The sequence below is a fragment of the Streptomyces sp. MMG1121 genome, from assembly GCF_001280015.1.
GTDB lineage: Bacteria > Actinomycetota > Actinomycetes > Streptomycetales > Streptomycetaceae > Streptomyces.
The window spans coordinates 49,975-62,879 of sequence record NZ_LGDV01000118.1; the positions used below are offsets into that span (position 1 = coordinate 49,975).

At 70.8% G+C, this 12,905-nt stretch carries 11 protein-coding genes and 1 pseudogene; 7 read left to right on the plus strand and 5 right to left on the minus strand.

The window, feature by feature from the left end; all coding sequences use genetic code 11:
- The first annotated feature begins 185 nt into the window (after window positions 1–185).
- Both ADK64_RS11290 and ADK64_RS11295 read left to right on the plus strand, forming a co-directional pair.
- Complete coding sequence (locus ADK64_RS11290) at window positions 186–938, plus strand: ATP-binding SpoIIE family protein phosphatase (RefSeq protein ID WP_053657698.1); 753 nt, start codon at window positions 186–188, stop codon at window positions 936–938.
- Between the two features lie 379 nt (window positions 939–1,317).
- Entirely contained in the window at window positions 1,318–1,869 is a 552-nt protein-coding gene (locus tag ADK64_RS11295; RefSeq protein ID WP_053657699.1) for a DoxX family protein, read from the plus strand.
- Window positions 1,870–2,043: 174 nt separating this feature from the next.
- Here ADK64_RS11295 and ADK64_RS11300 read toward each other — a convergent pair whose 3' ends face one another.
- On the minus strand, window positions 2,044–2,592 hold the full coding sequence (locus ADK64_RS11300; protein ID WP_053657701.1) for a DUF4142 domain-containing protein: 549 nt from the start codon (window positions 2,590–2,592) through the stop codon (window positions 2,044–2,046).
- A gap of 652 nt (window positions 2,593–3,244) precedes the next feature.
- Here ADK64_RS11300 and ADK64_RS11305 point away from each other — a divergent pair.
- A complete protein-coding gene (locus ADK64_RS11305) occupies window positions 3,245–3,766 on the plus strand; it encodes an RICIN domain-containing protein (protein ID WP_234384536.1) in 522 nt (173 codons plus the stop codon).
- A gap of 257 nt (window positions 3,767–4,023) precedes the next feature.
- Window positions 4,024–4,482: pseudogene (locus ADK64_RS48935) on the plus strand (SPFH domain-containing protein); the annotation flags it as partial.
- A gap of 247 nt (window positions 4,483–4,729) precedes the next feature.
- Here ADK64_RS48935 and ADK64_RS11315 read toward each other — a convergent pair.
- Entirely contained in the window at window positions 4,730–6,019 is a 1,290-nt protein-coding gene (locus ADK64_RS11315) for an MFS transporter (protein WP_234384537.1), read from the minus strand.
- 107 nt (window positions 6,020–6,126) lie between these two features.
- On the opposite strand from ADK64_RS11315, the gene ADK64_RS11320 reads away from it, so the two are divergent.
- Window positions 6,127–7,194 carry an ArsR/SmtB family transcription factor gene (locus tag ADK64_RS11320; RefSeq protein ID WP_053657705.1) on the plus strand — a complete coding sequence of 356 codons (1,068 nt, stop codon included), beginning with the start codon at window positions 6,127–6,129 and terminating at the stop codon, window positions 7,192–7,194.
- Window positions 7,191–7,697 carry a glutathione peroxidase gene (locus tag ADK64_RS11325; protein ID WP_053657707.1) on the plus strand — a complete coding sequence of 169 codons (507 nt, stop codon included), beginning with the start codon at window positions 7,191–7,193 and terminating at the stop codon, window positions 7,695–7,697. The genes ADK64_RS11320 and ADK64_RS11325 overlap by 4 nt, the downstream gene beginning before the upstream one ends.
- A gap of 150 nt (window positions 7,698–7,847) precedes the next feature.
- On the opposite strand, the gene ADK64_RS11330 is transcribed toward ADK64_RS11325, so the two are convergent.
- From ADK64_RS11330 to ADK64_RS11340, 3 genes are all read right to left on the minus strand, one after another.
- On the minus strand, window positions 7,848–8,039 hold the full coding sequence (locus ADK64_RS11330) for a DUF397 domain-containing protein (protein WP_053657709.1): 192 nt from the start codon (window positions 8,037–8,039) through the stop codon (window positions 7,848–7,850).
- Window positions 8,040–8,230: 191 nt separating this feature from the next.
- Entirely contained in the window at window positions 8,231–9,088 is an 858-nt protein-coding gene (locus ADK64_RS11335; protein ID WP_053657711.1) for a helix-turn-helix domain-containing protein, read from the minus strand.
- Window positions 9,089–9,365: 277 nt separating this feature from the next.
- The gene (locus ADK64_RS11340; RefSeq protein ID WP_053657713.1) at window positions 9,366–10,121 is read right to left on the minus strand and encodes a GOLPH3/VPS74 family protein; all 756 of its coding nucleotides are present in this window, start codon (window positions 10,119–10,121) and stop codon (window positions 9,366–9,368) included.
- Between the two features lie 181 nt (window positions 10,122–10,302).
- Between ADK64_RS11340 and ADK64_RS11345 the strand changes: the two genes are divergently transcribed.
- Entirely contained in the window at window positions 10,303–12,819 is a 2,517-nt protein-coding gene (locus ADK64_RS11345) for a D-alanyl-D-alanine carboxypeptidase (RefSeq protein ID WP_063789896.1), read from the plus strand.
- Window positions 12,820–12,905 lie beyond the last annotated feature (86 nt).

The window sequence follows — 12,905 nt, forward strand, 5'->3', positions numbered from 1 at the left end:
CGTGTAAACCCGCCAGGCGGGTACGGCCGGCTGCCACGCAACGAAGGCCCTGACTGGGCGGATTACCGCCAAGGGATGGGATGCGGGCGAGGGGGCGGCGGCCGGTGAGGTGGCGCTACAGGCCGGTCTTGACGAGGCTGCGGTAGCGGGATCCGCCCAGGCCGAACGGACAGACTGCTTGGGAGATGGTGGCCCGCCACTGCACCCTCGCCAGCGCGGCGCACCTGCCTCCGGTGGTGATCCAGCCGTCCGGCGCCCCGCTCCTCCCCGAGATCTGCCCCGGCCCACCGCTCGGCCTCGGTGGCATGCCCTTCGAGACCACCGGCTTCGACCTGCCCGAGGGCAGCACCCTCGCCCTGTACACCAACGGCCTGCTGCGCGGTGAGGGACGCAAGGGCGAGATCTACACAGCGCTGCGCACCCTGCGCAGGGCTCTCACCTACCCGGACGGAAGTCCGGAACGCACCTGCGACGCCGCTCTCGACGCCCTCGTGCCCGGCCGCACCCCGGACGACGACGCGGTGCTGGTCGTCGCCCGCACCCACGCTCTCGGCCCGGACCGCGTCGCGACGTGGGACCTTCCCCTCGACCCGGCCATCGTCGGCCAGGCCCGCTCGCTGACCAGCCGCCAACTCGCCGCCTGGGGACTCGAAGAGCTCGCCTTCACCACCGAACTCATCGTCAGCGAACTGGTCACCAACGCCATCCGCTACGCCCGTGCCCCCGTCCAACTCCGTCTCATCCGAGCGACGTCGCTCATCTGCGAGGTGTCCGACGCCAGCAGCACCTCACCGCACATGCGCCGGGCGCCGGGCGCCGGGTCCGATGAGAACGGACGTGGCCTTTTCATGATCGCGCAGACGGCCGACCGCTGGGGCACCCGCCACTCCCTCACCGGCAAGACGATCTGGGTCGAGTGCGCCACCCCGTCGTCCTGACCGCCCTGGTCGGAGCGGAGGCATGCGTGCGCGATGCGTGAGCGGACGGTCCGGCACGAGACGCCATGAGCGGGATCGACTACGTAGCCGCGTGACGCTGACCAGGGGAAACGGCACCACCCGGCAGCCTCGGGCACCACCCGGGAAGGATTCGGTCCCCCTCCCGATCATGATGATCCGGTGGTCCGGGACCACTGATTCGGCAGCGCCCGCCCGTCCCCGCGGGCCGCCCCCGGATGCACGACCCTGTCCGCAGCGGAAGGATCGGACGGGAAGGGGCTCGCTCCGCGATGCCGCGCGGGGCGCACCGCGATCGGCGCTGGGTACATGTCCGAGCTGGGAAAACGACCCTTTCCGGCGTTTCTACCGGAGCAACGCCATGTTCAACAAACACATCCTGAACCGTCCTGCTTCTTCCGCCGGGCCGGCAGCGCGTTCCACAGCCGCACCCGGAGCCGCCGACGTGGGCCTGCTGCTCATCAGGCTGACGTTCGGCCTGCTCATGGCCGCACACGGGGCCCAGAAGGTCTTCGGGCTCTTCGGGGGCCCGGGCCTGACGGCGACCGGCAAAGGGTTCGCCGCACTGGGCTACCACCCGGGAAAGCTCTTCGCCGCCATCGGCGGTCTGTCCGAGTTGCTCGGGGGCCTCGGTCTGGCCCTCGGGCTGCTGACACCACTCGCGGCGGCCGCTCTGATCGGCGTCATGATCAATGCGATGGTGACCGTCACCGGCGCCCACGGCCTGTGGGACACGAACGGCGGCGTGGAATACAGCGTCTGCATCACCGTCGTCGCGCTGGCCGTCGCTGCCATCGGTCCCGGCCGGCTGGCCGCCGACCGCTTCTTCCGCTGGGGCAAGGGCGGCTGGAAGGAGGCTGCCTTCGCCCTCGGCCTGGGCGGCATCGCCGCCGCGATCACGCTCAGCCTCTAGACCGGAAGCCCCGCCCGCCGTGAACCCCCGCGAGCCGCCGTCCGCCGCGCGGGGGGCCAGTCATCGGTGGTGTCGTCGAAGCCGGCGCGGTCCCACGCGCCTTCGTCAGCGGGACACGGCTCCCGAAGGCACACGTCGGCGGGCCGGGATCACGTCCGTGAGGCGGCGTGCGCCCTACGCGTGGCACACGCCCTGGTCGACCATCTGGGTGTGGCGTGCGACCACCGGGCGCGCGGTCTTGGCCAGGGACTTCACGAGCGGGTTGGTGCCCGACGCGATTTCCTTGTCGATGAGCGCGAGGGTCTGCACGTGGGCCGGGTACTGGGCCTTGAGCCACGCGGCATCGTACGCGGGTGTCCCGGCGAGGGACTTGAGGTCGGCGGTTTGCCTCAGCTGCGCGCTCGTCTGCCCGGACGGCAGTGCCACGCCGAGCTTCTCCGCGGTCTTGACGACACCGGCGTCAAGGGTGCGGTGGTCGCGGATGAAGTCGGCGGCGACCCGCTTGACGCAGGCGGTGGTCGCGGCGCTCTGCGCTTGCTGACTGGTGCTGATCTCCCACAGATTCCCCTGGTGGGCCGCGGTCAGGAGTTGGCTGTCCAGGGTGGAGACCGCCGACGGCGAGAACGACGACGAAGCGAGGGCCGGGAGCGAGGCGGCACCCATGACACACAGGGTGGCGGCGCAGACCGCGGCGGTACGGGCACGGGCACGAGTCGTGTACATGAGTCCTCCACAGATCGCACGTGCAAGCCTCGGCGAAAACCTCATCCTCAGTGCTCGAAGTGTGAGAAACCGGACCTATGTCATGGTTCACCCGGTTGGGTTCCTCGGCAACCGAGGACCGGGCGTCCCTGTCGGCTTCGGTGGCGGGTGGGGCGGCAGCCGAGTTCGAGGAACGCTTCACGGATGCCGGCTCCGTGCTCCCGGTGGATCCGCAGGTGTCGGCAGCCGCCCTCAGGGCTCGCCGGAGCCGCTCCAGGGCGGCACGCCTGCCGGGCCCGTCCGGTGCGGTGGATGCCGGCATGAGCGACGGTGCGGCGTTGCGCTCGGCAAACGGATCACGTTCGTCGATCAGGATCGTCCTGGAGCCCGTGAAGCCGGACCATTCGGGCTCGTGGTCACGCCCTGGAGGACAGGCGGCGAGCCGAAGAACCGTCACGCTCCCCCCTCCGGTCAACTGCCTTGCCCACAGGTTTGGTTGGCCCCGGTCACTCCTTGGTGTGGAGTGCGCTCGGGTGCGGAATGCGAGTGATGTGCGGTTGGGCAGTCTCCCGCCGTTCTGTCCGCGATGCCCTTTGGAGGGCTTGTGACCATCAGTACGACGGGTAGGTCGCGCCGGGTGCGCGGGAAGCGCCCGGCCGGTCTTGTGGGTGCTGTGGCGATCGGCGCCGGGCTCATGCTCGGCATGGCGGGGGCGGCGCCCGCCGCGACCACGGCGAACGTCGCCGCGGCACAGGTGGAGGCGGTGACCCTGCGCCTGGCCGGTGAGCCCGGCCAGGACGTCAACATCGCCGGTGCGTCCGAGGAGAACGGCGCCAGGGCCGTTCAGTGGCCGGTGGCCCGCGCGGGCAACGACCTGTGGGAGCCCGAGGCCGCCGGGGGCGGTTACTACCGGCTGAAGTCGGTGGGCAGCGGCAAGTGCCTCAACGTCAAGGGCGGCGGGAACGAGGTGAACGCCGAGGTCATCCAGTACACGTGCAGCGGCGGAGCGGCGAACGAGGAGTGGAGGTTCGTCCCCAAGGGCATCGGCTACCAGATCGTGGTCAGGTCCAGTGGCCAGTGTCTCAACGTGCGCGGCGGGGTCGGCAAGGGCAACCAGCTGATCCAGTACACCTGCACCGCGCACGGCGTGGCCAACGACACCTGGCTGCCCGTGTGGGAGCACGCCTCCAGGTGAGTTGAGCGGGGGGCAGTGGAGCGGGGGGGCAGTGGGCGGTGGGCAACCCGGTGGGGCCGCGAGCCGGGGTGCCCGCCGTCCGCAGGTGCGGTGGCAGAATTTTGACGCAGTCATGACGCGGGGGTCGCATCCGCGGGGGCATCGGCGGTGTCCTTGCCGGTATCCATGCCGGATGCGAGGAAAGGACTGCCATGGGAGGCACCGTGGTGGGGGTCGTCGTGGTGGCGCTGTTGGCGCTGCTCGTGCTGAAGAGCGGGATGCGGGTCGTCAACCAGGTCGAGCGCGGGGTGGTGTTCCGGTGGGGCAAGGCGCTGCCGAGCCATCGGCAGCCCGGCATCACCTTCCTCATTCCGTTCGCCGACCGGATGCGCAAGGTGAACGTGCAGATCGTGACCATGCCCGTGCCGACCCAGGAGGGCATCACCAAGGACAACGTGTCGGTGAAGGTCGACGCGGTCGTCTACTTCCGGGTGACCGACCCGGTGCGCGCCGCCATCGAGGTGCAGGACTACGTCTTCGCCGTCGGGCAGGTCGCCCAGTCCTCCCTGCGGTCCATCATCGGCAAGAGCGATCTGGACGATCTGCTGAGCGACCGGGAGCGGCTGCACGAGGGGCTGGCTCTGATGATCGACAGCCCGGCCACCGGGTGGGGCATTCACATCGACCGCGTCGAGATCAAGGACGTCCAGCTGCCCGAGTCGCTGAAGCGGTCCATGTCGCGGCAGGCCGAGGCCGAGCGGGAGCGGCGGGCCCGGGTCATCACCGCCGACGGTGAGTTCCAGGCCGCGCAGCAGCTCGCCAACGCGTCCAGGATCATGTCCGACACGCCTGAGGCCATGCAGTTGCGGCTGCTGCAGACCGTCGTCGAGGTCGCCGCCGAGAAGAACTCCACCCTCGTGATGCCCTTCCCCGTCGAGCTGCTGCGCTACTTCGACAAGGCCGCCCAGCAGATCGGCGCCAACCTCAACGCGCCTCAGCCGTCCCAGCCGCCTCAGCAAGCCCCGGCCTCGGTCCCGGCTCCGGCTCCGGCTCCGGCTCCGGCTCCGGCTCCGGCTCCGGCTCCGGCTCAGGAGACGGCGCAGGAGAGCGACGGCCGGCCGTAGCCAGCGCCAGCGTCACCAGCACCGAGCCCGCCGCCATCACCGTCATCCCGGCGGCGGGCGAGGTGAACTGGGCCACCGCCCCGGCCAGCGCCGCGCTCACGCCCTGCATCGTCAGCATGCCCGCCGAGTGCAACCCCAGCGCCTGACCGGCGAGTTCGTCCGGCGTCAGTTCCATCAGCCGCTCCTGCTGGACCAGGCTCGCACCGAAACCCGCCGAGGAGACCGTCACGCACACCATCGCCACCGGCAGCGGCGGGTGCGCCGCGAACAGCACGTACGGCGTCGCCAGCAGGAGCAGCAGCGGGGTGGCCGTCCGGCGGCGCAGCGCGGGCGACAGCAGTCGGCCGACGGTCACGTCCCCGGCGAACATGCCGAGCGCCCCGCAGGCGAACAGGGTGCCGGCCGCGTGCGGGGCGTACGACACGTACAACGACTCGCAGCCGACCACCAGGCCGTTCGGCAGCCACAGGCCCAGAAAGGTCAGGCGGCGCGAACGGGACGACCACAGCAGGGCGTTGGTGCGCCAGGTCGCCGACGCGGAGGGCCGGCCGGCGGTGCGGGGCGGGCGGGCGGTCAGGCCGAGGCGCAGCACGAGCGCCGCCGTCAGGTACAGGGCCGCCGACAGCAGCAGGCAGACGCGCGGGGACAGTGCGGCGAGCAGGGCGCCGCCGGTGGCGAAACCGGCGATCTGCATGAGCCCGCTCATCATGTTGAACAGCGAACGCCCGGGCAGATAGCCGTCCTTGGCGGAGCCGTGCCGCGTGAGGATCTCGTTCAGCAGGCCCCAGCGGACGCCGCCGCCCAGGGAGGCGACCAGGCCCAGAAGCAGGACGACGGCGAAGACCGCGCCGACCGGCAGTCCGGGCAGCGCCTGCACCGCCGTACCGGCCGCGAAGGCCAGCGCGATCGCGGACAGGGCCGTGCGCGGCGGCAGCCGGTCGGCACCGGACAGCAGGAAGGTCGCGCCCAGCACCTGGGCGAGCGACGGGCCGAACATGCTCACCGCCGATAGCAGCGGGGAGCCGGTCGCCCGGTACACGAGCGTGGCGAGGGCGAGCCCGCCGACGGTCTGCGCGGCGGTCTGCGCGGCCGTACCCAGGAAGAGCGGGGTGAACTCCGGGGTGCGGAACAGGGATCGGTAGCCGGTCATGTACGAGAGTCTTGGGCGGCCCGCACGCGGGTCGTTATTGTTTCGCCGTCACGCGAAAGCACGACAGCACGACAGCACAGGTTTCACTACGGCGGTCAGGGGGGCTCGTGGGGTGGTGGCAGCTCAACGCGGACACCCTTGCCGGAAGCCGGTTCGTCATCTCGCCGCACGCCGAGACCTTCGCGTCCCTGAAGCTGCTGGACGCCGGTGACGCGGCGCATCCCGGTGAGCAGGCGTGGCTGAGCCGGCATCTGCCGGGCTACCGGGCGCGGCTGGCGGCGGACCCGGTGACCGGGCGGCTGGTGCGGGCCGGGCTCGGACAGTGGGGGTCCCCCCGCGCGAGCGCATTCGAGCGTGCGGGATGGATCGCCGATTTCCTGACCCCCACCCCGCGCGGTGGGGAGCCGTTCGCGGACGAGATCGCCCGGGTCCGCTCGACCGCGCCCGACGCGGCCCGCGCCCAGTTGCGCACCGCCCTCGCCGGTCCGCTCCCCGCCGAGCTGGACCGGGACGATCTGCCCGAGCGGGCGGCCGGGCTGCTGGAGTGGGTGTGGGAGGAGACCGTACGGCCGTACTGGCAGCGGCGCCGGCGGGTGCTGGAGGCGGATGTCGTCGCGCGGACGGCGCAGGTGAGCCGGGGCGGCTGGGTGAGCGTCCTGGACGCCCTGCGGCCGGGGCGGACGCGCTGGCTCGGTGAGAACCGGCTCCAGATCAATCTGCATGAGTATCCGCCCCGCGAGATCTCCGGCGCCGAGCTGGTCTTCGTGCCGGTGACCGTGCAGCGGGCGGGGTGGGTGGCCTGGGAGGACGGGGTGCGGTACGCGGCGGTCTACCCGTGCGTCGGTGTCCTCGCCGACACCGCTGGCCGGAGCGTCCCGGCCGCCCTGGACGCCCTGCTCGGCACGGCCCGGGCCGCGGTACTGGTCCTCCTCGGCTCCCCGATGAGCACCACCCAGCTGACCGCGGTGACCGGGCAGGGCCTGGGCTCGGTGGGCCGCCATCTGAAGGTGCTGCGGGAGGCGGGCCTGGTGGAGCGGTGGCGGGCGGGGCGCTCGGTGCTGTACGGGCGGACGGCGGCGGGCCAGGTGCTGGTCGAGGCGGGGTCCGGGGGCGAGGAGGGGTCCGGGGGTCGCGGCAGGGGGCGGTCGCCGGGCGGGGCTAGCCTTCGGGCATGACGACTTCTGACCACACCGGTTCGGTACTGAACGTAGAGATCGGGGCCCTCCAGGGCGGCTCCGCCCATCTGGAGGGGTACGCCGGCCAGGCCGTGCTCATCGTGAACGTGGCCTCCAAATGCGGGCTGACCCCGCAGTACTCGGGCCTGGAAAAGCTCCAGGAGCGGTACGGCGACCAGGGCTTCACCGTGCTCGGCGTGCCCTGCAACCAGTTCCTCGGGCAGGAGCCCGGCAGCGCCGAGGAGATCGCCGAGTTCTGCTCGGCGACGTACGGCGTGACGTTCCCGCTCACCGAGAAGGTGGAGGTGAACGGCGAGGGGCGGCACCCGCTGTACGAACGTCTGGTGGGCTTCGCCGACGGGGAGGGGCACAGCGGGGACATCCGCTGGAACTTCGAGAAGTTCCTGATCGGCAGGGACGGCCGGATCGTGGCGCGTTTCTCGCCGCAGACGGAGCCGGAGTCGGCACAGGTCGTGGCGGCCATCGAGGGCCAGCTCGGCTGAGCACGGGCTGACCCGGGGCGTGCGCTGCACAGCACCGAGCCCTCTCGGCAAGGACGGCGACCGGTCGAGAGGGCTCTTGGGGGTGGTGCTGTGAAGTTGTTCCTCGTTGTTCGTCGGTGGTCTTTACGGACGAAGGTCAGCGAGAGCCCCCTAGGCCTTGACCGAGGCCACGAAGGTGTTCCACGCGTCGGCGGGGAAGGCCAGGACCGGGCCCTCGATGTTCTTGGAGTCACGGACCGCGAGTCCGGCGTCGGTGGGCGACTTGACCTCCACGCAGGCGCCGTTGCCCGCCGAGTAGGAGGACTTCATCCACGTCTCCGAAGCGCCCTGAATCAGTGCCATGTCCACTCCTGTGTGCGAGTTGCGATGGTGCGGTTCACGCCAACCTTCTGGGGCTGATTGGCGTGATCGACGCTACCGGGCAACTGCCCCCGCTGGAGTAGTCGTTCACTCGACCGGATGGCATATTCCAGATGGGCCTTCCACGGGAGCGGACCGACGGTGTACGATCCGGCGCCTTCCGTGACGATGACTCAGTCCGCGTACTCCTTCGCCACCTTCGCGATGAACTGCCGGGATTGCTCCACATTCAGCGACTGTGCCCGCAGATGCTCGTACATCACGGCGTACTTCTGCACGTCCTGCGCCTTCTCCAGGTACAGGTCGCTGGTGACACCCTCCAGATAGACCACGCTGGAGTCGGCCGCGTCGGTGAACTCGAGGATCGCGTACTGGCCGTTGAGCCCCGGATGCGCGCCCACCTCGAACGGCAGCACCTGCACGGTGACGTGCGGCAGCTGGGACATCTCGATCAGCTGCTCCAGCTGCTCCCGCATCACCAGCCTGCTGCCGACGACCCGGCGCAGCGACGCCTCGTCGAGCACGACCCACAGCCGGAGCGGGTTGTTCTCGGCGGTGATACGTTCCTGTCGGCGCATGCGCACCTGCACGCGCTTCTCGATCTCCGCCGTGGACGTCTCCGGCAACGCACCCTGGACGAGGGCCTCGGCGTACCCCCGGGTCTGCAACAGACCGGTCACCAGCTGGGGCTCGTACACCCGCAGCGACTCGGCGTCGGTCTCCAGTCCGATGTAGACGCTGTACGGGATGTCCCCGAAGGTGTGCCACCAGCCCTGCTGGCGCGAGTCGCGGGCCATCTCCATCAGGGAGTCGACGATCCGCTGGTCCTCGACCTCGTAGACTCCGCACAGGTCGCGCACATCGCGCTGGCTGATGCTCCTGCGGCCGTTCTCCAGCCGACTGATCTTCGACTGCGACACCAGCAGTCGTTCCGCCACTTCTTCGGCCGTCATGCCCTTGAGCTCGCGGAGCCTGCGCAGCTCCTGGCCCAGCCGGCGCCGCCTGACGGTGGGATTGACATTGGACGCCACGGGACGTGCACCTCCGGCTGCCTGCCTGTCACTTAACACTTTCCGTATCTGCTGTTGAGCAGACTGCCACCAAGGTGCTTTCTACCGCTGGGAAACGAGGGATATGCGGCGCGTACGCGTCAGTTCGCCACGATCCGCCACCCACCCGGGTACCGCGGCCGGTACCGCGGCCGGTGCCATGGACGCAGTCGAGCGGGGCGGTGAGACCACGAGTGTCTCACCGCCCCGCTCTGACCAGCGGCTCCCGAACCGGGTCTGGGGTGACCGGGGTTACGGCTCAGTGGGCCACGGCGCGTGCCATGGACCCGCGGTGCGGCTGCATCGGAACCCCGCGTGCGGGTTCCGGCGCGGTCCTGACGCCGGCCGTGCCCTGCCGTGCGGTGACAGCGGGTCCGCGGCGCGGCTGTGCGGCCGCACCGTTCTGCACGTCCATCACGGCGTGCGCGACGAGCCCGCCCATCGGGTCGTGCCGGATCAAGTCCCGCAGCCGGGATCGGGACGAGCGCCCCTCGTTCCCCGGATACAGGTGCTTGCCGAGTCCGACGGCGTGCGCCAGGGCGGCGAGCGCCGCGGTCCGCGGGTCCGGCGGTACGCCGGTGCGGATCGCGGAATCCAGCCGGCCTCGGATCTCCCGGCTGATGGCGGTGTCCGTCGCCTGGTAACGCGTCGTCGGCAGCACCCCGCACATCTGTCCCGGTACGGCGGCGACCATGCCGCACCGCTCCAGATGCGAGAGATACGTCTGACGGAGCCCCAGCCGGGGCCCGCCGATCCAATGGACGGCACGCACCGGAGCGCCGCGCCTTCGCAGCAACTCCAATGCGCAGTCCAGAGTCGGATCTCCTGTCGGCCGTGGCACCACCACGGCGATACGATCCCCGTCTGGGGCTATCCGTCCGGCCAGCGCCAGCTCCACTAGCTGTGCTCCGGCCAGACCGAGGTCGAGCGACTGCGGCTGTGCAGTGGTACCCGTGGCCGGGTCCAGTGCAAGCAACAGAAGCTCCTCCGGAATTGTTCTGCGGCTCCTGCCCATCCATGCCTCCCCGCGTGGATGAATGACAGGGTGACCCCTCTCACATTGGTCTGTCGAGAGCGCGTGACCGGTTCGTAAGGGAACCGGTAGGTATGTCGTTCTCGTCTAGCCCAGGAGCCAAGTCCTCACACAGGACACTGGTACATGGTTCGGACAGGGCGCGCGAGTGGGCGTGCGGCGCATGGAGGAGGCATCGGTGGCGGGCGAGTCCCCCGACAGGTCGAAGCAGCGCGAGTCGTCGGCGGAACCGACGCCGGGGAGCGGGGATTCGGTTCCCGAGGCTCGCGATCCGCGCCTCGCGGTCTCCCGGGAAAAGGATTCCTCTGGCGGCGGCGGTGTGGATACGGCGACGAAGGTCCTGTCGGTGCGGGATGTCGCTGCCGCCAAGGCGGAGGAGTCTGCCGACGCGAAGGTGACGGCTGCCGCCGAGGACCGGGAGACGACCGAGGAGGACGCCGCTCTGCGGGAGGCGGTGTCGGCTTGGGTCCGAGGTGCTGACGGGAAGACGTCCGGGAAGCAGGCGGAACCGAAGCCGGAGACCGAGACGGAGTCTGAGACGGTCTCGGGCGCGGGCGAGAAGGAAGAGGCGGCTTCCGGGGCCGAGGCCGGCGCGGACGCGGACGCGAGCTCGGTTGCGGATGCGAAGGAAGGCACCGCCGCCGCGACGGAAGCCGAGGCGGACGTGAGCGACGAGGCGGGAGCCGAGGCCGACGCCGACGCTGCCGCTGAGGCGGACGCCGAGACGGGTGCCGGGGCCGAGGCCGAGGCTGAGGCGGACGCCGAGACGAGTGCCGGGGCCGAGGCTGAGGCTGAGGCTGAGGCGGACGCCGAGACGGGTGCCGGGACCGACGCCGATACGGGTGCCGGATCCGGGGCCGAGGCTGAGGCGGACGCCGACACGCGTGCCGAGGCCGACGCCGACGAGAAGGCCGACGGCGGCGCGGAAGCCGAAGCCAAGGAGGACGCCGAGGCAGGCGCGGACGAGAACACGGAGGGCAAGGCCGACACAGCTGCCGAGGCCGACTCCGGCCCGGAAGCCAAGGCTGATGCGGACGCCGCCCCCGAGGCCGACGCCGACACCGACGCGGAAGCCGAAGCAGATGCGGGTGCCGAAGCTGATGCGAAGGCCGGGCGAGCCGGGTCCGGCGACGGCGGAGCCGAGGCGGCTGTCGATCAGCCGACCGCCGTCTTCAAGGCCGTACGCCCCAAGGTCGACCAGCCGACGACCATGCTCAAGCTGGGCGGCACTCCCAAGTCCCCCAAGGCCGCCGAGTCCGACTCCGAGCGCACCAGCAAGTTCGTCGCGCTGAAGCCCGACCTGCCCGGCCGCACGGAACCGAAGGACCCCACGTCCGACGTCACCACCGCCGTCCCCCAGGTCGGTCCCGAGCGCACCACCCAGCAGCCCCTGCCGCCCAGGCCCCCGTTGGACCTGCTGGCGGAGCTGACGAACACGCCGCCGCCCCCGGAGACCCCGGTCCGCACGATCGTGCGCCGGGTCAAGATCTGGACCCCCCTGGTCCTGCTGCTGGCGGTCGTCTTCGTCGTCGTACAGGCGATGCGCCCGCTGCCGTCCCCCGCCCTCGCACTCACCGCGAAGGACAGCTACACCTTCGACGGCGGGGCGGTGAACCTGCCCTGGCCGGGCGAGGGCCAGGGCTGGATGGACGGCGACGGCATCGGCACGATGGGCCGCTTCGGCAAGCAGACGCCCGTGGCCATCGGCTCGGTCGCCAAGACCATGACGTCGTACATCATCCTCCGGGACCACCCGCTGAAGCCGGGCCAGGAAGGCCCGAAGATCAAGGTCGACAAGACGGCGGAGAAGGAGGGCGGCTACGACAAGAGCGGCGGCGAGTCCACCCTCAACACCGTCAAGGCCGGTGACTTCCTCACCGAGAAGCAGGCCCTGTCGGCCGTCATGATCCCCTCCGCGAACAACATCGCCCGGCTGCTGGCGCGCTGGGACGCGGGCTCGGAGGCGGCGTTCGTCAAGAAGATGAACGCGACCGCCAAGGAGCTGGGGATGACGAACACGACGTACACCGACCCCTCGGGGCTGACGCCGTCCACCGTCTCCACCGCCGAGGACCAGGTGAAGCTCGGGCGCGCGGTCGTCAAGAACCCCGCCCTGGTCGCCATCACCAGCGCGGCCAGCTGGACCGACCCCTCCGGCCACAACTGGACCAACGTCAACACGCTGCCGTACCTCATCGGCGCCATCGGCATCAAGACCGGCAGCACCACCGCGGCCGGCGGCAATCTGCTCTTCGCCTCCCGCAAGACGGTCGGCGGGCAGACGGTGACGGTCGTCGGCGCGATACTCGGCCAGCACAAGGGGCCGTCGATCCTCGACACGGTCAACGCCGTCAGCAAGACCGCGCTGCTCGCCGCACAGAACGCGCTGACCTCGGAGAAGATCCTGAAGAAGGGTGACGTGGTCGGCTACGTGGACGACCAGCTCGGCGGCCAGACCCCGATCGTCGTCACCAAGGACGTCACCGCGGTCGGCTGGTCCGGGCTGAAGGTGAAGCTGTCGTTCGCCTCCGACTCCGTCCCGCACACCGCGAAGGCGGGCACCCGCGTCGGGACGCTCACCGTGGGTGACGGTTCGGCCGGAGCGGTGAAGGTTCCGGTAGCCCTGCAGAAGGATCTGGCCGAGCCCGGTTTCGGCGCCAAGCTGACCCGTCTGAGCTGACCCGCCCGGGCGGTCGCACCGCGCTGACGCACCCCCCTGCCCCACCCGCGCACCCCGTCGACGGAGCCCCACCCGGGAGCCCCGCG